The sequence below is a fragment of the Cupriavidus sp. KK10 genome, assembly GCF_018223725.1.
Lineage (GTDB): Bacteria > Pseudomonadota > Gammaproteobacteria > Burkholderiales > Burkholderiaceae > Cupriavidus > Cupriavidus necator.
In genome coordinates this window covers 4,998,427-5,015,833 of record NZ_CP073677.1, presented here as the reverse complement: position 1 = coordinate 5,015,833, position 17,407 = coordinate 4,998,427, and the positions used below count along the sequence as shown (strand labels likewise).

Sequence of the window (17,407 nt, the reverse complement as noted above, 5' to 3'; positions counted from 1 at the left end):
TACGGTTTCTACGGGCTGATACGGTGTCCGGTTGATCGGACGATCTGGTGTGCCGGAGGCCGGCGTACAGCCCGCTACCCGCTGTTGTTATCGATGATCCGCCGCAGCATGCTGCGCAGCAGTTGGATCTCATCCTCGGAAAAACCGCGGAAGTGGTGGGCAAGTACCTTGCAGAAGATGGCGGGCAGCCGTTCCACCAGTTCCTGGCCCTGTGGCGTGACCGACAGGTCGACCACGCGGCGGTCGGCGTCGCGGCGCCGGCGTTCGATCAGCCCGCGCTTTTCCATGCGGCTGAGCAGGCGCGTGACCGAGCCCATGTCGGTATTCAGTTCGCGGCCCAGGTCAGTTACGGTCGCGGCGCGGCCGGTGGCCAGCATCATCAGGCAACTGGCTTGGGCCTGTGTGATGTCCAGACTGCTCACTTCCTGCTCGACCCCATGCGCCAGCATGTTCTTGGCGCGTTGCATGAGGTAGCCGACGCTATCGCACATCTGGTACTCGGTGGGGTCGAACGGGCCGGCCGTGGATTCGGCTGGCTGATCGGTGGAAGGGAGCCGTGACATCTTTGCCTTTGCAATCTTTGCTGTGACAAATATATGTTCACGTTTAATGATGCGCAAGAACGGAAATTGGTTATTCCACTTTTCGCAATGATATTCATTCGGTAAGTGGCGGTTCCGATCAACGCGTCTTGCGCTGCAACATGCTAGAATGTTGGGTTACCTCAGATTCTCCAAAGCGAGACGCAGCAATGACCCGCGCCATCCGAAATATCGCCATCATCGCCCACGTCGATCATGGCAAGACCACCCTGGTCGACCAGCTCCTGCGCCAGGCAGGCACCTTCCGCGACAACCAGCAAGTCGCCGAACGGGTGATGGACTCGAACGACCTGGAAAAGGAACGCGGGATCACGATTCTCGCGAAGAACTGTGCCGTCGAATACAACGGCACCCATATCAATATCGTCGACACCCCGGGCCACGCCGACTTCGGCGGTGAAGTGGAGCGCGTGCTGTCGATGGTCGACGGCGTGCTGCTGCTGGTCGACGCAGTCGAGGGCCCGATGCCCCAGACCCGCTTCGTCACGCGCAAGGCGCTGGCGCTGGGCCTGAAGCCGATCGTGGTGGTCAACAAGATCGACCGCCCGGGCGCGCGCCCGGAATGGGTGATCAACCAGACCTTCGACCTGTTCGACAAGCTGGGCGCCTCCGACGAGCAGCTCGACTTCCCGGTGATCTACGCCTCGGGCCTGAACGGCTTTGCCGGCCTGACCGAAGACGTGCGCGGCGGCGACATGAAGCCGCTGTTCGAAACCGTGCTGGACAAGGTGCCGGTGCGTGACGACGATCGGGACGGCCCCCTGCAGCTGCAGATCATCTCGCTGGACTACTCCAGCTACGTCGGCAAGATCGGCGTGGGCCGCATCTCGCGTGGCCGCGCCCGTCCGCTGCAGGACGTGGTGGTCAAGTTCGGCCCGGAAGGCAACCCGATCAAGGGCCGCATCAACCAGGTGCTGAAGTTCCAGGGCCTGGAGCGCGAGATCGTGCAGGAAGCCGAAGCCGGCGACATCGTGCTGATCAACGGCATCGAAGAACTGGGTATCGGCTGCACCGTGTGCGCGCCGGACGCCCAGGACGCGCTGCCGATGCTGAAGGTGGACGAGCCGACGCTGACCATGAATTTCTGCGTCAACACCTCGCCGCTGGCCGGCCGTGAAGGCAAGTTCGTGACCAGCCGCCAGCTGCGCGAGCGCCTGGACCGCGAACTGAAGTCCAACGTGGCGCTGCGCGTGGCCGATACCGGCGACGACACCATCTTCGAAGTGTCTGGCCGCGGCGAACTGCACCTGACCATCCTGCTGGAAAACATGCGCCGCGAAGGCTACGAGCTGGCCGTGTCGCGTCCGCGCGTGGTGTTCAAGGAAATCGACGGCGTCAAGAACGAGCCGTACGAACTGCTGACCGTGGACGTCGAAGACAGCCACCAGGGCGGCGTGATGGAAGAGCTGGGCCGCCGCAAGGGCGAGCTGCTCGACATGGCCTCGGACGGCAAGGGCCGCACGCGTCTGGAATACCGCATCCCGGCCCGCGGCCTGATCGGCTTCCAGGGCGAATTCCTGACGCTGACGCGCGGCACCGGCCTGATCAGCCATATCTTCGACGACTACGCACCGGTGCGCGAAGGCGGCCTGGGCGAGCGCCACAACGGCGTGCTGATCTCGCAGGACGACGGCGACGCCGTGGCCTACGCGCTGTGGAAGCTGCAGGACCGCGGCCGCATGTTCGTCAAGCCGGGCGATGCGCTGTACGAAGGCATGATCATCGGCATCCACAGCCGCGACAACGACCTGGTGGTCAACCCGATCAAGGGCAAGCAGCTGACCAACGTGCGCGCTTCGGGTACCGATGAAGCGGTGCGCCTGGTGCCGCCGATCCAGATGTCGCTCGAGTATGCGGTGGAATTCATCGCCGACGACGAGCTGGTCGAGCTCACGCCCAAGAGCATCCGCCTGCGCAAGCGCCACCTGAAGGAGCACGAGCGCAAGCGCGCTTCGCGCGAAGGCGCATAAGCGCTGGCTGTGCCAACAAAAAACCGCGCCCGTGAGCGCGGTTTTTTGTTGGCGGTGGGGTAATGAGGCACCTGCTTACCATGCGTACTTCACCCCGGCACGCAGCGCGTATTGATAGAAACTTTGTGCCCCCCACGCGCCGGCCACATTGGCCCAGCCGCTCCAGCGCTTGCCGATGTCGGCGTTGATGCCGAGCTTGAGCTCAAAGCGGTTGGACGTGTACAGGCTGCCGAGCGGCAAGCGGTTGAACGAGATATTGCTGTCGATGCCGGCGTGCCACCAGTTCAGCGTCGCGTATGGCTGTATCTTGCGGCCGTCGACACGCAGGAAAGTGCGGTGCAGGGGCGCACCCACGCGCGTGACCGCGCCGCTGGAGTCGGCGCCGGTGATGCGCGTGCCGTTGGGCTCGCTGACGTCATCGGCGCCGTACTTCACGTAGACGAGCTGGGCCTGCGGCTCCGCCACCCATCCACCACGCAACGGGAACGCATAACCGGTCTCGCCGGAGATGGCCCAGCCGTTGGCGCCATAGCCGACCGTCGGCAGGCCGTCGCCTTCCACCTTGTTGTCGAACCAGCCGTACTGCAGCCACGTGTCGACATAAGCGCCGAGCTTGTGCTCGTCGTTCTGGTACCAGGTGCCTTAGGCGCCGATGCTCCAGCCCTGCACGCTGCCCTTGGCGCGCTTGCACCGCATTGGGCGCGCCCTCGATGGTGGCGTGGCTGTCGATGATGGCGCCGCCGGCGGCCTGCACGCCGCTGCCGCGCTGCGCCACGATCTGGCCGCCCAGGTGTTCCTGCGTGCCGCCGTTGGCCAGCGCTATGCCGGCAGTGGTGCCGCCACGCACGATGCCGCGGTTGATGACCGTGCCGCCGCTTTCCAGCCGGATGCCGTCTTTCAGGCCGTCGATGGTGCCACGGTTGTCGACCGTGCCGGACGCGCCGGCTATCATGACGCCTGCATTGCCGTTACCCCTTATCGTGCTGCCTGCATAGTTGACCACGTTGCCGCCGCTGCCGCCGATCCACAGCCCGTACGTGCCGCCGGAGATCTCCGCACCGGTGGCGACGGTGGCGCCGCCGTCCGTCGAGCCATTGGCCACGTTGCCGCCGCTGTCCAGCAGAACGCCGATCAGCCCCCCCGAGATCGCACCCGCATTGGCGACGCTGCCGCCATCGTTCACGACGCTGATGCCGTGCCCGCTGCTGGCGCCAATCACCGAGCCGGCCAGGTTCGTCACCGTGCCGCCGCGCTCCAGCAGCACGCCGGTGGTGCCGCCGTGGATGGCGCCGCCCTGGTTTCGCACTACTCCCGCCATGCCGCGGATACGGATGCCATCGCCAGTGCTGTCGCTTTCGACCAGGCCGGTATTGACCACCGTGCTGCCCGCGTCGGCGGAGCCGAGCAAGACCCCCGCTCACTTGGTGTCACTGGTGCGGATCGTGCCGCGATTACGGAACACATAGGACCTGGCGGAACCGCCGTCGGTGACCGCATCGGTATCCGCAACGAAGGCGCTGCCGATAAATGCCACGTCCGTGGAGGCCGGGTCTCCGGTGACGGTATAGGTGCTGAACGACGCAGGCTGCCGCAGGTCGATCTGTGCGATGCCATCGCCTGAGATGGCCTTCTGCGCATAGGCAGGGCAGGGCAGCAAATGAGCGGCGGCGGCCACCGCGAGCGGGTCCGTCGTTACGGCGGTGAATCTCGACCATGCGCACGCCATTGCCGCGATCTCCACATCGCGTGCTTTGCCTGCCCCTGTCGAGGATCGCTACGATGCGCAGCAACGCGCTGCATCGGCACGGGCACCGGATGGAAGTAAATGCCGGTGCCGGCGGCGGGTCAATTTCGTATTTTCTGCGCAGAAATCAACAGTCTGGTTCCTTCGGAAACTTGTGAAGGCGATGGCTATTGCGCGCCAGGCACGACTTCGAGCGCCGGTGCGCGCGGGCTGCGCCACTCGGGCGGCTTCCACAGGTAGCGCGGGTCGCGGTCGCGCCAGGCATCGGTGAACATGTCGCGCCATTCGTGGAAAGTCAGCGTCAGCGGGTTATGGGTGCGCACCTGGCGCGTGATGCCGTACACCGGTGCCTCATGCTCGGGGACGAAGGTGCCGAACAGGCGGTCCCAGATCGTCAGCACACCGGCGTAGTTGCGGTCGATGTACTGCGGGTTCTTCGCATGGTGGACGCGATGAACCGATGGCGTATTCAGCAGCGACTCGATCAGCGGCCTGCGTTGCCCCAGCCGCGTATGCACGAAGAACTGGAAGGTCAGGTTCAGGCCTACTGCCAGGATCACCCAGTCCGGCGTGAAGCCGATCCACGCCAGCGGAATCCAGAACAGCCACATGCCTGAGAGCGGATACGTCAGGCTCTGCCGGAACGCTGTCGAGAAATTCATGCCTTCCGACGAATGGTGCGTCACGTGCGAAGCCCACAGCCAGCGCACGCGATGGCTGGCGCGGTGGAACCAGTAATAGAGAAAGTCCTGCAGCAGCAACAACAGCGCGAATGACCACATGGTCTCCGGCATGGCGTGCAGCCCGTGCTGGTAGCACCACGTGTAGACCGTGCGGATCATCAGCCAGAGGAAGAACGCATCCGACGCCTGGTGCATCAGCGCCAGTGCCGCGTTGGATACGGTGTCGCGCAGGCTGTAGGCGGTCGGGTCGCGGCGGGCCCAGTACCGGGCCTCGGCGCCAATGGTCAGCAGGAACACTGGCGCAAAGGCCAGCAGCACGAGTCCGGGATCGAGCGATTCAGTGTTCATCTCGCCAGTTTGCATATTCCGCATGGAATTGCTACGAGGGGTTCCTCCAAACGGCGCCGCGCGGGGGTTTCGCGGCGCATCCGCCACATGGTGGATTGCCGTACTGCCACGCAATTCTGTCACGCGTGTGAAGGCGGTGAATACCGGTAAAGGACGCAGCCAGCGCGCCGTAGTTGAACAGGGCGGCAGCGCGGCGCGCGCTCCCGATTTCCCCGATTCCCCTTTCCCCCGGAGCCTTCATGTTCAAGAACACTACCATCGGAGCCAGATTGTGGTTCCTCACTATCGTCACGAACTTGTTGTTGTTGATTGTCGGCGCAGTGGGCTGGTTCGGCATGTCGCGCAGCAACGAGGCGACGCACCAGATCTATGGGCAGCACCTGTCGGCCGCGGTCAACCTGGCCGAAGCGCGTTCGAACCAGTTGCTGGTGCGCGTACTGCTGGACCAGGCGACCTTCGCCACGGACCCCACCGATGCCAAGGCGCGCACCGCGACCGCGGAAGGCTTTGCGCGCGATTCCGAGAGAGCCTGGCAGGCCTATCTCGCCTTGCCGCGCTCAGCTGACGAAGCCAGGGCGGTGGAGGATGTCACCGCCAAGCGCGATGCGCTCTTCAAGCAGGGCGTCACGCCCATGATCGCCGCGCTGCACGCCGGCGACCGCGATGGCATGATGAAGGCCGTGCTCGAAACCATCCCGCGGCTCGACATCGCCTTCACCGCCGTCAATACCGAACTGAACAAGCTGCAGGTCGCCAGCGCGAAGCAGGTCTACGAGGCGTCGCAGCAACGCTACCGCAACCTGTTCACGCTGTCGGCATGTGTGCTGGCCGTGGGCCTGGCCTTCAGCACCGTGGTGGCATGGCGCCTGCGCGGTTCGATCGTCCAGCCCCTGGATACGGCGATCGGGCGTTTCGAGAAGATCGCGGGTGGCGACCTGAGCGTCGCAGCCTCCGGCGGCGAGGTGCTGGCCGACGAGTCAGCGCGCAACGAGACCGCGCGCATGCTCGGCATGCTGGGCCGGATGCAGGCCAGCCTGGTGGCCATGGTGGGCGACGTGCGCGGCGGCGCGGACGCGATCGCCTCGGCCAGCAAGCAGATCGCCAGCGGCAACGCCGACTTGTCGCAGCGCACCGAGCAGCAGGCGGCTTCGCTGGAAGAGACCGCCTCGAGCATGGAGGAACTGACCAGTACCGTGCGCCAGAATGCCGACAGCGCGCGCGAGGCCCGCGGGCTGGCAACGGATGCCGCGACCCTGGCCGAGCGCGGCAGCGAGGCCGTGTTGCGCGTGGTCAACACCATGCAATCGATCGATGCCAGCTCGGGCAAGATCGTCGACATCATCGACGTGATCGAGAAGGTTGCGTTCCAGACCAATATCCTGGCGCTGAATGCGGCAGTGGAAGCCGCGCGTGCCGGCGAGCACGGCCGCGGGTTTGCCGTGGTGGCCGGCGATGTGCGCGACCTGGCGCAGCGCTGCGCCGGCGCATCGAAGGAGATCCGCGCGCTGATCGGCGCCTCGGTGGCCAATGTGCGTGAAGGCTCGGGGCTGGTCGATGACGCCGGCCGGGCGATGCAGGACATCGTCGATGCGGTGCAGCGCGTCAGCGCCATCATCGGCGATATCAGCGCTGCCTCGGACGAGCAGTCCAATGGCATCGAGCAGGTCAACGTTGCAGTGTCGCAGATGGACAGCATGACGCAGCAGAATGCGGCGCTGGTGGAGCAGGCGGCAGCGGCGGCGGCGGCGCTCGAAGACCAGGCGCAGCGCCTGACCTCGCTGGTGGCGACGTTCCGGCTGGCCTGATGGTGCAGGGCGCATGCGCCGCAAGCTGCCCGCAGGGGTGCGCTTGCCAATGCGACTGGCGTAAAATCGCGAGTTGCATTGGAGGAGTACGACATGACTGAATTCGTCACGACAGAGGTACGCGGTGGCATCGGATACCTGACGCTGAACCGCCCGCAGGCGCTCAACGCCCTGTCGCTCGACATGATCCGCGCCATCACCCAGGCGCTGCAGACCTGGGCCGCCGCGCCCGAGGTGGTGGCAGTGGTGGTCGCCGGTGCCGGCGGCAAGGCCTTCTGCGCCGGTGGCGATATCCGCTATTTCCACAAGGCTGTGCACGAAGGCGATCCGCTGCTCGATCAGTTCTTTGTCGAGGAATACGCGCTGAACTTTCTGATCCACCGCTACGCCAAGCCCTATATCGCACTGATGGACGGCGTGGTGATGGGCGGCGGCATGGGTATCTCGCAAGGGGCGCGGCTGCGCCTGGTCACCGATCGCACCAAGATGGCGATGCCGGAAACCAATATCGGACTGTTCCCGGATGTGGGCGGCGGCTGGTTCCTGGCGCGCACGCCGGGCCGCATCGGCGAGTACCTGGGGCTGACCGGCACCGTGATCCATGCCGCCGACGCGCTCTACGCCGGGCTGGCCGACGCCTATCTGCCGGGCAACCGGCTGGCCGAACTGGTCGATTCGCTGCGCACACAGCAGTTTGCCAGCGGCGACGCCGTGCTGGCGCACATCGAAGGCTTTACCGCTGCGCACCGCGATGACTGCGTGCCGGCGCAAAGCACGCTGGGCGGGTTGTCGGCGCAGATCGACAGCCTGTTCGCGGGCAACACCATGCCGGACATCCTTGCCGCCGTCAGCGACGCCGCGGGTGACTGGGCCGCGCAAACCGCCGCCATGCTGCGCAGCCGCTCGCCGCTGATGCTGTGCGTGACGCTGGAGCAGATCCGCCGTGCGCGCAGCATGTCGCTCGAAGACGAGCTGCGCATGGAACTGGACATGATGTACTACGTGTTCCGTAAGGGCGATGGTGTCGAGGGTATCCGCGCGCTCGCCGTCGACAAGGATCACAAGCCGCACTGGCAACACGCCCGGCTTGATGATGTCGGCCGAGAGAAGGTGCTGTCGTTCTTCGAAAGCCCGTGGCGCGCCGGGGAGCATCCGCTGGCGTCGCTGGGCATCGCTGCCTGACGATTCCTGCGCAGGACACGCCGGCGCCGACTCGGGTAGAGTTGCGGCTGGACCGGCGCACAGGGCCAGGCCAACCCTGGTCGCGTGCGCCGTCCGCGTCATTCCGTTCGCACAGTCAAAGGAGTCGCAATGAGCAATCCTCGTGATGTCGTTGTACTGGTGGGAAGCCTGCGCAAGGAGTCATACAACCGTAAGCTGGCCAAGGCGCTGATCGCGCTGGCGCCGCCGCAGCTCAGGCTGGAGATTGTCGAGATCGGCGAGCTGCAGTTGTACAACCAGGACCTGGACGACAAACCTACCCAGGCCTGGACCACGTTCCGCGACCGCGTCCGCCGCGCCGACGCCGTGTTGTTCGTGACCCCGGAATACAACCGCTCCGTGCCCGCGCCGCTGAAGAACGCCATCGACGTGGGCTCGCGGCCCTACGGCAGCAGCGTTTGGGACGGCAAGCCTGGCGCCGTCATCAGCGCTTCGCCCGGCGCTATCGGTGGCTTCGGTGCCAACCAGCACCTGCGCCAGTCGATGGTGTTCCTCAATGTCCCGATGCTGCAGCAGCCTGAGGCGTATATCAGCGGCGTCGACAAGCTGCTTGACGAGCAGGGCGCGATCGCCAATGAATCGACCAAGGGCTTTCTCGGCAAATTTCTGACGACGTTTGCAGGCTGGATCGAGCGGACTGCGCCGCGCTGATACTGCCGGGGCGGGGCGCTGCGAACCTCGACGCGGTAGCCTGTAACTCCCGTGGGCGTGCCAGGTTACGAAGGCGTGCGCATCCGCCCCGGTTCCGTGCATTTGTGGTACTGCTGCTAGTCATTGTTTGCCCGACCAAATTATTCGAAGAGTCGTAGGCAAAGATGCCAACGTTGACCGGGCCGCTTGAATCTCTCCGGCGGCACCGCCCCCCCCGTCGCCTAATCTCCAGGTGGGATGCGGCCAGTCTCCGCGCGGCGAACGGGGGCGGGTATCAGGTGCCGTTCGACCAAAGAAAAGCCCTCGGCCAGGGTTGGCGAGGGCGGAAAGTGGAAGCGCGTGAGTCGCATCCGCGCGCTTCCGTCAGCATGACGCTATCCCTCATTCTGGACATCCCTCTAATTAGGGGGGCGCTGCCCCCCGGCTGCGCCGGTTGGTTCTGTTGTCTTGCGAACAGTTCTACCCTCCAAAGGGATGTTTCTCAATTGAAACTTAAGTCGACACTACTGCGACTACGAGGACACGGTCATGCGCCCATATGCCTCAGGATTGACCACTTATGTCTTGCTGTCCCTAATGCTGACCCCTGAACTATGGGTCCCGTGGCTGCTGCGGGTGCCATTATTTAGGGAGTTGATCGCCTTTGGGGTACTGGCCAAGTGCATGCCGGCGGTCTTCGCATTTTTTGCGCTGGCCACCCGAGTAGGGCGATGAGGCATGCATTCCATAATGCGCGCCCTAGCCGAAAATCGGTTGCAACACGCTGGGCCGGCATTCAGGCGGGTTGGGCAATCGACCAAGGGTAGGCTGTGAGTACAACCGAAGCCGTACCTTGCTTGCTATGCACCGCGTTGGCGCGACGCTGGCTCGACCGACAAGATCCCCTGCATGGCAGCCGCATTTACCGTTGCGCTGCCTGTGGCGGGCGATTCGCAGTCGCTGGCGATGCGCTGGGCGCCATCGAACAGGGGCGTTGGGATGTTGCTGAGCTGAAAGCCGCGGTTAGGCAGAGCATTGCTTCGGGCATCCTTCCACGCATCGACGACACTAAAGGACGCCCGAGCGTGATCGCGGTCGGCCGTCAGGCATCCTGAGCTCTGTCGGATGAACGAGTAAGCCTGATGGGCTGAGCCCAACTAACTCTTTGGCATGCTGCACATAGTGCCGCTACCGGGCCGGCAGCCAGCTTCACACGCTGCTACTCCATTTGAGTCAAATCCGGCGGCACCACCGGAAGTTGTGGAGCACTGGACAACGCCCCTCGCATCAACAATGCACTGGCCGAGTACGCCACCGCTACCCGGATTGCGGAAGCGTGCTTGCGAGCGGGTTTCCCGGGGGTAGTTGGCCTAGCCGTGCTGTTGCTCTTCAGCTGGCTCAGCCCGATAGGCCGACCAGTAGTAGTGGCTGTGTCGGTTGTGGCGGGCCAGCTCCTTCTCGATGAAAAGCCGGACGGTGCCGAGGTGCCCAGCCTCGACCAGGACCTCATGGTGGCTGGGCCCGTCGTGCGTGGCACGAGGCAGCGTCTGCAGGCCAGCGGCAATGTAGTGCCCCTGAACTCGACCGAGGATGCCGTTTGCGCCGGGAGCGGGGAACGGCTTGGGGGGTGTGGCCGGAAGATGGCAGCCTGCCGCGCGTTTGCTGTTGCCCATGCTCAGCTCCGACCGGCGACGACGCGCACGCCGTCCCGAGAAACCTCGATCTGCGGCTGGTGGCCATAAGCCCGCAACAGCCGGACATTTTCCCGGGTGGAACTCGGAATGTCCTTCCTACGGACTAGTGCGCTGTTGGTGATGAGAAAGGCGCCACAGCTCGGGCAATGGTAGAGGTAGCCATGAGATGGGGCGCGAGTGCGCTCAGCGGCAGCGCCGCAGATGGGGCAGTTTGCAGGTTCGGGCGACATGGCGGGGGCATGGATGAGTACTGTATGGATATACAGTATAGCGCGCTGACCGGAATCGCCATCGGTCATTTTCTTCAGGGTGGCTATCCCTGCGTGGCTTATTGTCGTTTCGACCGACTGATGCCTCCAAGCTTGCCGAGCACCTTGCATGCATCCGCCATGGCTTGCTCGTTGAGCGGGTACCCCCATGCCGGCTGGGCGATAGAGAAGACCGGGCTCAGGTGCGCCATGTTGAACACGACGGCGCTGCCTTGGCTCAGGCGAACCTGCGCGGTGTACCCTATACTTCCGTCCTTTCGCACGCGCTGCGTGATCGTCCCCATATTCTCGGCGCTACAAAAGTTGAGATGGTGCTAAATCGTAGCGCTTGGGACGGAAAAATTGGACGAAATAGGCGGAATCGGCAGGAAATGGAACGCACTCACGGCACCCCGGAAACTGAGGCCACAGGCGGGAAACAAGGAAATATAAGGGCTCGCAGAATATCTGTAGCCCCGATGATGGACTGGACCGACCGCCACTGCCGCATGTTCCACCGCCAGCTCAGCCGCCACACCTGGCTGTACACCGAGATGGTGACCACCGGCGCGCTGCTGCATGGCGACGTCCCGCGCCATCTGGATTTCGATGCGGCCGAACACCCGGTCGCGCTGCAGTTGGGCGGCAGCGAGCCGGCCGATCTTGCCATGGCGGCCAAGCTGGGCCAGCAATGGGGCTATGCGGAAGTCAACCTGAACTGCGGCTGCCCATCCGAGCGCGTGCAGCGCGGGGCCTTCGGCGCCTGCCTGATGGCAGAGCCGCAACTGGTGGCCGACTGCGTCAAGGCGATGCGCGAAGCGGTGGACATCCCGGTCACCGTCAAGCATCGCATCGGCATCGACAAGATCGAGCACTACGATTTCGTTCGTGATTTCGTCGGCCGGGTGGCCGAGGCGGGTTGCGGCACGTTTATCGTCCACGCGCGCAATGCGATCCTGAAGGGCCTGAGCCCGAAAGAAAACCGTGAGATTCCGCCGCTGCGCTATGAGGTGGCGTACCAGCTGAAGCAGGAGTTTCCGGGCCTTGAGATCCTGATCAACGGCGGCATCGTCAGCTATGACGAGATGGCGGCCCACCTCGAGCACGTCGATGGCGTGATGATCGGTCGCGAGGCATACCATCAGCCCTATGTATTGGCCGAAATGGATGCGCGCTTCTATGGCGATGCGAGTGCGCCGACGCCGTCGCGGCTCGACGTCGAACTGGCGATGCAGCGCTATATCGGCGACCTGGTGGAGCGGGGTGGATATATGGGTGCGGTCACGCGCCACATGCTCGGCCTGCATCGTGGAATTGCGGGCGGGCGCGGCTGGCGCCGCGTGCTGTCGGATGCCAAGCGCATGAATGCGGCACGCACGCGTGCCGATGTGAATGCATTGTTCGAAGAGGCGCGCGCGCACTTGCGGCCGCAGACACAAGAGCCACTTGCCGCGTAAGCGAGCGTGGCCCGCGCGCGCACTGCCGAGGCCGCGTTCTAACTTCAAATCGTGAAAATGTGCATGGCTGCGCGGGGGTACCGCGCGCCGCACTTGCAATGCCTGATCGCCCGGAAACCGGCGCCAGGAAAGGGATTCCCCTAATTCGCTGAGGCAGGGCACTTCCATACACTGTGCCTGCCCTCGAATACAGGGCTTTCTTCAACTGATTATTAGCCCGCTTCGGCGGGCTTTTTTTTGTCGGCGCTTTCTTGCTGCTACGCCAGGCTTGTTGCTCTTCGTTTACCCGTATGGTGCATTGCCGGGATGACAGTTACAGTGCAACCGCCTTCAGGGCATTTGAGATCGCTAAATTTAAGAGTCCGCGCTGCGGACTCTTTTTTTGCGCGCTCGCATTGCATGCGCCAGACGAGGGAATTAGACGGTCGCCCTCGTAAAGAGTTCCATCGGTCACGCTGGCAGGCTAGCGCGTATGGCTGATGCCTACGTCCAGCGTGCCGTATGTCGTGATGCTGGATTCCCTGCCGTCGACCCCGCCGCCAGCACATCCGCCGAGCAAGGCCGCCAATACTGTCAGCGCAAGAATTCGCGCAGGCCATCTACACTTGATTTGCATTCCCGTTCCCTGCGTTCGTTGACGTGTCGATTTTGTCGATGACGTCGATTGGGCTCGCATACGCTCGCGAGGTTCCATCGCCAGGTGCTGGCGCCACGGCAATGAGCGGGCAGGGTGGCCAAAAAGAGGCAGGCGGCCCGATGGGGCGGGCCGCCTGACGGGAAGGTCGAGGGGGGTCAATGTCCCTCAGGCACAAGTATCGCTTCGCGCATTTGCGGCATGAACCCTGCAGAGGTAGGGGCTGTGCACAGCATATTTCCGCGAGCGATCGACGGCATGCGCGAAGGTGCCAGCCGGGCCGGGCGCCCTGGTCGGCGGCCGTGATACGATCCCTCGCATTTGCCCCAGGCGAGACAAGGCATGGCATGCGGACCGATGCCGGCAGGGGGGGGCAGCGTGGAAAGAGCAAACGTGGAAAACGAAGCGCCGTTCGGTGTTGTCTATGAAGACTTCAGGGTGGTCTGGGTTGCCGAGCAACTGCAGGACGGCAAATGGACGGCACGCTACTGCTGGCACCCCGGCACTTCGGAAGCCGCGGGCAAGGCGTTGCAGGAAGCCGTGCTGAACGGCAAGTCGCGCCGCCTGTTGGGGCAGTTCGATACCGAAGCCGAGACCGTCGAGGCCATCAAGCAGGCAGTGCTGCTTGAGGCAAAGTGGAGCCCGTCCCGAACCTGAGCTTTTATCTAAAAAAAATTGTGCCGGATACTAGCCATCCCGGAAAACTGTTTGTATAATCTTGGTTTTCGTCGATCAGCAACGTAACGCGCTGATGACTTCTACGGTGGCTGTAGCTCAGTTGGTAGAGTCCAGGATTGTGATTCCTGTCGTCGTGGGTTCGAGTCCCATCAGCCACCCCAAAGCATTTTCCAGAACGGCGCCTCGCGAGGGCGCCGTTTTGCATTCCCCGGGGATGGTATGTCTGTTCGAGCGGCAGTGATTGGCGTAGCGATGGCAGCCATGGTGGCAGGGTGTGCCACCGGTACTTCTGAAAAGGACATTCGCGCGCGTGCGCCCATGCGCTTGTTCACGCCAGCAACGATGGGCGATGTTGCGAAATGCCTGCGCAACAATCTGGGCGATGACGCCGCGGTCATCAACTATCCGGCGAAGAACCAGACTGAGATCCGCATCGGCCAGACCACGTCTGGGGGTGAATACCGATACGCCTATCTGATTTCGCTGACGGCGAAGCCGGATGGTACGGCTCTGGAACTGCGCAAGAGCGATACGTGGTTCCCGCAGCTGACGCCGCAGGAGCTGGAAGCCGAAGCCAAGGCGTGTGTGCGTAGCTGAGGGCGGGGCCCACGGCTACGCGGGCTGCGCCCGCAGGGTTCAGGCAGCCAGCTTTTCGGCGGTTTCGAGTTCAAGCATGCGGCAGATCGCCGCCATGCTGCCGACCATGGTGCGGCGCTGCGTACCCTGGTAGACGCGTACGCCCTTGCTCTGGCGGAACGGCACGGGCTTGACCGGGCGACGGGCGGCGACTTGGTGGATTTGCGGCATGGTGGCACCTCTTTTGGGCAAAGCGGGGTCAACACCCGGCAAGCCGGGTGGCGTCTGCAAAGCAATGGAAGCGGGTGGGCCCGCGCAGGCTCGCTGCCTGCGGTGCCCGGCTAGAAGCCGGAAGATCGGATCAGACCGACGGCGATGCCTTCCAGCGAGAACTCCTCGCCAGGCTCCACGATGATGTTGGTGAAGTCCGGGTTTTCTGCGATCAGTTCGATATGGCCACCGCGCCGCTGCAGGCGCTTGACGGTCACGTCATCACCCAGGCGCGCCACCACGATCTTGCCGTTGGCGGCTTCGCTGGCGCGGCGCACGGCCAGCAGGTCGCCATCGAGGATGCCGGCATCGCGCATGCTCAGGCCGCGCACGCGCAGCAGGTAATCGGGGCGTTCGTCGAAGACCGAGGCGTCGACCTGGTACTGGCGGTCGATATGCTCGGCGGCGAGTATCGGGCTGCCGGCAGCAACGCGGCCCACCAGCGGCAGCGTCAGCTGCATCACGCCGGCCATCGGCAACGAAAACTGGTCAGGCATTTCCGAATCGCTGCGTGCCACCTTCAGGCGGATGCCGCGTGAGGCGCCCGGGGTCAATTCGATCACGCCCTTGCGTGCCAGCGCCCTCAGGTGTTCTTCTGCGGCATTGGGCGATGAGAAGCCGAATTCTGCGGCGATTTCGGCGCGCGTGGGCGGAAAGCCGGTGCGGCGGATCGTGTTGCGGATCAGATCGAAAATCTGCTGCTGCCGGGGTGTCAGGGTCGCCATGGGATCGCCATTCCGTGCGGGGCCGCGGGGATTCCGGGTAAGGGATCGGTCGATCCTTTATCCTGCATCCGGCTGGCCAGGCACTGTATGTTTAAACAGTATGCTGTGATTTTATACAGTATCGGCCTGAGCGCAAGCAGAATTTTTGGGGCGTGTCGCATGGATGGATTTGTGGATCGCCAGCGCGGGCCCGCGGCGAGGCGGGGCGCGCCCGTTACAATCGGCATTCCTGTTTTCCCACTTTCTTTGCACGCCTCCATGACCCAATTGCCTCGCATCGTCGTACTTGCCACCGGCGGCACCATCGCTGGCGCGGCCGGCAACTCCGCCAGCAGCGCTCGCTACCAGGCGGCGACCGTGCCGGTGTCGTCGTTGCTGGCAGCGGTGCCCGCGCTGCAGTCGGCGGCCCGCATCGAAGCCGAGCAGGTGGCCCAGGTCGACAGCAAAGACATGACCTTCATGCTCTGGCAAACGCTGGCGGCGCGGGTTGAGCACTGGTCCGCGCAGCCCGACGTGGCCGGCATCGTGATCACGCACGGCACCGATACACTGGAAGAAACCGCGATGGCGCTGCACCTGACGCAATCGTGTCCGGTGCCCGTGGTGATGACGGCGGCAATGCGGCCATCGACGTCGCTGTCGGCCGATGGCCCGCTGAACCTGCTGGATGCGGTGCGCGTGGCCGCTCATCCCGATGCGCGCGGCAAGGGTGTGCTGGTGGTGCTGAACCAGCAGATCCACGCTGCGCGGGATGTGGCCAAGGCCCACACGTCGGCGGTCGATGCCTTTGTCTCGGCCTGCGGGCCGCTGGGTTTCGTGCAGGATGACTACGTGCGCTTCGCGCGCGCGCCGCGCGCGGCCTGGGTGATTGGGCCGATGCCGACGGCGTGGCCGGTGGTGGAGATCGTGGCCAGCTACGCCCAGCCGGGCAGGGTGGCTGTGGATGCGCTGGTCCGCGCGGGCGTCGCCGGACTGGTGGTGGCTGCCGCTGGCAATGGCTCGGTGCATGAGGTGCTGGCCGAGGCGCTGGCCGATGCCGCTGCCGCGGGTGTGGCCGTGGTGCGCAGTTCCCGCACCGGGGCCGGCCATGTGGCGATTCCGCCCCAGCTCAGCCCGGCGGATGGGGCTTTTGTTTCCGCAACGGACCTCAATCCCTATAAGGCGCGCGTGCTGCTGGCCATGGCGCTAGCAGCCGACGCAGGGCTGGCGCGGGATCCGGCGAGGCTGCAGGCCTTGATTGCCAACGCCTGATTTGCCTGTGTAAACAGCGGCTTGCGCACTTGCCGATACGCGCGCTATAATGTAAGGCTATTCAACCTTGCCACACCGGACTCGTGACGCCCGGGTGGCTAATCCAAAAGGAGCGTCAATGCGTCATTACGAAATCGTCTTCATCGTCCACCCGGACCAGAGCGAACAAGTGCCGGCCATGATCGAGCGCTACAAGCAGCTCGTGACCTCGCAGAACGGCAACGTTCACCGCGTGGAAGACTGGGGCCGTCGCCAGATGGCTTACATGATCCAGAAGCTGGCCAAGGCTCACTACGTTTGCCTGAACATCGAATGCGGCAAGGAAACGCTGGCTGAACTGGAACACGCGTTCAAGTTCAACGACGCCGTCCTGCGCCACCTGATCGTGCAGACCAAGAAGGCCGAGACCGCACCTTCGCCGATGATGAAGGAAGTGCAGCGCGAAGAAGCCCGCAAGGCCGCGCAAACGACCACCGAAGGCCAGGCCGCCTGAGTGCGGACTGCGGTGCGTGCCATGGCTGACAGCGTCAGCCATGGCAGCATGGATTGCAACCAGCAAGAGGCCCCGCGTTGAACCAGCTTCGGCTTGCCGCCACCCTGGCGGAACGCGATGCCCTGCGCTATACCCCGGCCGGGGTCCCCGTCGTGAACTGCATCCTGCAGTACAGCGGCGAGGCCGTCGAGGCGCAAACGCCGCGGCAGGTCGAGTTTGCAATCGCAGCGATGGGGATCGGACAGGTTGGCCAGCGTCTGGAGCGGTTGCCGCTCGGCACGCTGCTCGACTGTGAAGGATTCCTGGCCCGCAGGCACCGCAACAGCAAGGCTCTCGTCTTTCACATCACTGGATGTAAAGCATTCGAAAAGGATTGAA

At 64.2% G+C, this 17,407-nt stretch carries 17 protein-coding genes and 1 tRNA gene; 11 read left to right on the top strand and 7 right to left on the bottom strand.

Annotation, left to right across the window (positions count from 1 at the left end; translation table 11 throughout):
• Window positions 1-74: 74 nt before the first annotated feature.
• Window positions 75-563: a MarR family winged helix-turn-helix transcriptional regulator gene (locus tag KB879_RS23380; RefSeq protein WP_211979860.1), complete on the bottom strand. Its 489-nt coding sequence runs from the start codon at window positions 561-563 to the stop codon at window positions 75-77.
• A 188-nt stretch (window positions 564-751) separates the two neighbouring features.
• On the opposite strand from KB879_RS23380, the gene typA reads away from it, so the two are divergent.
• Window positions 752-2,572 carry a translational GTPase TypA gene (gene typA / locus KB879_RS23375; protein ID WP_153953615.1) on the top strand — a complete coding sequence of 607 codons (1,821 nt, stop codon included), beginning with the start codon at window positions 752-754 and terminating at the stop codon, window positions 2,570-2,572.
• A gap of 75 nt (window positions 2,573-2,647) precedes the next feature.
• Here the strand turns inward: typA and KB879_RS23370 are convergent, their stop codons facing one another.
• The 3 genes from KB879_RS23370 to KB879_RS23360 form a co-directional block, all read right to left on the bottom strand.
• Window positions 2,648-3,160 (bottom strand): autotransporter outer membrane beta-barrel domain-containing protein, encoded by a 513-nt coding sequence (locus KB879_RS23370; protein ID WP_249221343.1) that lies wholly within the window; start codon window positions 3,158-3,160, stop codon window positions 2,648-2,650.
• Window positions 3,161-3,989: 829 nt separating this feature from the next.
• Window positions 3,990-4,313, bottom strand: coding sequence for a hypothetical protein (locus tag KB879_RS39500; protein ID WP_249221180.1), 324 nt, complete (start codon window positions 4,311-4,313; stop codon window positions 3,990-3,992).
• A 170-nt stretch (window positions 4,314-4,483) separates the two neighbouring features.
• Window positions 4,484-5,347 (bottom strand): sterol desaturase family protein, encoded by an 864-nt coding sequence (locus tag KB879_RS23360; RefSeq protein WP_211979858.1) that lies wholly within the window; start codon window positions 5,345-5,347, stop codon window positions 4,484-4,486.
• Window positions 5,348-5,586: 239 nt separating this feature from the next.
• Between KB879_RS23360 and KB879_RS23355 the strand changes: the two genes are divergently transcribed.
• From KB879_RS23355 to KB879_RS23345, 3 genes are all read left to right on the top strand, one after another.
• Window positions 5,587-7,152 carry a methyl-accepting chemotaxis protein gene (locus KB879_RS23355; protein WP_211979857.1) on the top strand — a complete coding sequence of 522 codons (1,566 nt, stop codon included), beginning with the start codon at window positions 5,587-5,589 and terminating at the stop codon, window positions 7,150-7,152.
• A gap of 93 nt (window positions 7,153-7,245) precedes the next feature.
• Window positions 7,246-8,334 carry an enoyl-CoA hydratase/isomerase family protein gene (locus KB879_RS23350; protein ID WP_211979856.1) on the top strand — a complete coding sequence of 363 codons (1,089 nt, stop codon included), beginning with the start codon at window positions 7,246-7,248 and terminating at the stop codon, window positions 8,332-8,334.
• Window positions 8,335-8,463: 129 nt separating this feature from the next.
• The gene (locus KB879_RS23345; protein WP_013957150.1) at window positions 8,464-9,024 is read left to right on the top strand and encodes an NADPH-dependent FMN reductase; all 561 of its coding nucleotides are present in this window, start codon (window positions 8,464-8,466) and stop codon (window positions 9,022-9,024) included.
• A gap of 1,349 nt (window positions 9,025-10,373) precedes the next feature.
• Here the strand turns inward: KB879_RS23345 and KB879_RS23340 are convergent.
• On the bottom strand, window positions 10,374-10,676 hold the full coding sequence (locus tag KB879_RS23340) for a hypothetical protein (protein ID WP_211979855.1): 303 nt from the start codon (window positions 10,674-10,676) through the stop codon (window positions 10,374-10,376).
• A 661-nt stretch (window positions 10,677-11,337) separates the two neighbouring features.
• Between KB879_RS23340 and dusA the strand changes: the two genes are divergently transcribed.
• From dusA to KB879_RS23320, 4 genes are all read left to right on the top strand, one after another.
• On the top strand, window positions 11,338-12,402 hold the full coding sequence (gene dusA, locus KB879_RS23335; RefSeq protein ID WP_211982279.1) for a tRNA dihydrouridine(20/20a) synthase DusA: 1,065 nt from the start codon (window positions 11,338-11,340) through the stop codon (window positions 12,400-12,402).
• A gap of 976 nt (window positions 12,403-13,378) precedes the next feature.
• Window positions 13,379-13,693, top strand: coding sequence for a hypothetical protein (locus KB879_RS23330; RefSeq protein ID WP_211979854.1), 315 nt, complete (start codon window positions 13,379-13,381; stop codon window positions 13,691-13,693).
• Window positions 13,694-13,799: 106 nt separating this feature from the next.
• A tRNA-His gene (locus KB879_RS23325) sits at window positions 13,800-13,875 on the top strand.
• Window positions 13,876-13,933: 58 nt separating this feature from the next.
• Entirely contained in the window at window positions 13,934-14,311 is a 378-nt protein-coding gene (locus tag KB879_RS23320; RefSeq protein WP_211979853.1) for a hypothetical protein, read from the top strand.
• A 39-nt stretch (window positions 14,312-14,350) separates the two neighbouring features.
• Here the strand turns inward: KB879_RS23320 and KB879_RS23315 are convergent, their stop codons facing one another.
• Window positions 14,351-14,521, bottom strand: a complete 171-nt coding sequence (locus KB879_RS23315) for a hypothetical protein (RefSeq protein WP_010809510.1) — start codon at window positions 14,519-14,521, stop codon at window positions 14,351-14,353.
• Window positions 14,522-14,631: 110 nt separating this feature from the next.
• Window positions 14,632-15,285: a transcriptional repressor LexA gene (gene lexA / locus KB879_RS23310; protein ID WP_013957143.1), complete on the bottom strand. Its 654-nt coding sequence runs from the start codon at window positions 15,283-15,285 to the stop codon at window positions 14,632-14,634.
• 258 nt (window positions 15,286-15,543) lie between these two features.
• Here lexA and KB879_RS23305 point away from each other — a divergent pair, with 258 nt between their 5' ends.
• The 3 genes from KB879_RS23305 (at window position 15,544) to priB (ending at window position 17,406) form a co-directional block, all read left to right on the top strand.
• Complete coding sequence (locus tag KB879_RS23305) at window positions 15,544-16,536, top strand: asparaginase (protein ID WP_013957141.1); 993 nt, start codon at window positions 15,544-15,546, stop codon at window positions 16,534-16,536.
• A 118-nt stretch (window positions 16,537-16,654) separates the two neighbouring features.
• Complete coding sequence (gene rpsF / locus KB879_RS23300; protein WP_010809513.1) at window positions 16,655-17,029, top strand: 30S ribosomal protein S6; 375 nt, start codon at window positions 16,655-16,657, stop codon at window positions 17,027-17,029.
• A 77-nt stretch (window positions 17,030-17,106) separates the two neighbouring features.
• The gene (gene priB, locus KB879_RS23295; RefSeq protein WP_013957140.1) at window positions 17,107-17,406 is read left to right on the top strand and encodes a primosomal replication protein N; all 300 of its coding nucleotides are present in this window, start codon (window positions 17,107-17,109) and stop codon (window positions 17,404-17,406) included.
• Window position 17,407: the final 1 nt, after the last annotated feature.

Excerpts from the sequence above, each read along its gene's own strand:
- KB879_RS23305 (WP_013957141.1), top strand. The coding sequence starts at position 15,544 with ATGACCCAATTGCCTCGCATCGTCGTACTTGCCACCGGCGGCACCATC.
- lexA (WP_013957143.1), bottom strand. The coding sequence starts at position 15,285 with ATGGCGACCCTGACACCCCGGCAGCAGCAGATTTTCGATCTGATCCGC.
- dusA (WP_211982279.1), top strand. The coding sequence starts at position 11,338 with ATGGAACGCACTCACGGCACCCCGGAAACTGAGGCCACAGGCGGGAAA.
- KB879_RS23320 (WP_211979853.1), top strand. The coding sequence starts at position 13,934 with ATGTCTGTTCGAGCGGCAGTGATTGGCGTAGCGATGGCAGCCATGGTG.
- KB879_RS23360 (WP_211979858.1), bottom strand. The coding sequence starts at position 5,347 with ATGAACACTGAATCGCTCGATCCCGGACTCGTGCTGCTGGCCTTTGCG.
- KB879_RS23345 (WP_013957150.1), top strand. The coding sequence starts at position 8,464 with ATGAGCAATCCTCGTGATGTCGTTGTACTGGTGGGAAGCCTGCGCAAG.
- typA (WP_153953615.1), top strand. The coding sequence starts at position 752 with ATGACCCGCGCCATCCGAAATATCGCCATCATCGCCCACGTCGATCAT.
- KB879_RS23340 (WP_211979855.1), bottom strand. The coding sequence starts at position 10,676 with ATGGGCAACAGCAAACGCGCGGCAGGCTGCCATCTTCCGGCCACACCC.
- KB879_RS23350 (WP_211979856.1), top strand. The coding sequence starts at position 7,246 with ATGACTGAATTCGTCACGACAGAGGTACGCGGTGGCATCGGATACCTG.
- KB879_RS23355 (WP_211979857.1), top strand. The coding sequence starts at position 5,587 with ATGTTCAAGAACACTACCATCGGAGCCAGATTGTGGTTCCTCACTATC.
- rpsF (WP_010809513.1), top strand. The coding sequence starts at position 16,655 with ATGCGTCATTACGAAATCGTCTTCATCGTCCACCCGGACCAGAGCGAA.
- KB879_RS23315 (WP_010809510.1), bottom strand. The coding sequence starts at position 14,521 with ATGCCGCAAATCCACCAAGTCGCCGCCCGTCGCCCGGTCAAGCCCGTG.
- KB879_RS23330 (WP_211979854.1), top strand. The coding sequence starts at position 13,379 with ATGGCATGCGGACCGATGCCGGCAGGGGGGGGCAGCGTGGAAAGAGCA.
- KB879_RS23380 (WP_211979860.1), bottom strand. The coding sequence starts at position 563 with ATGTCACGGCTCCCTTCCACCGATCAGCCAGCCGAATCCACGGCCGGC.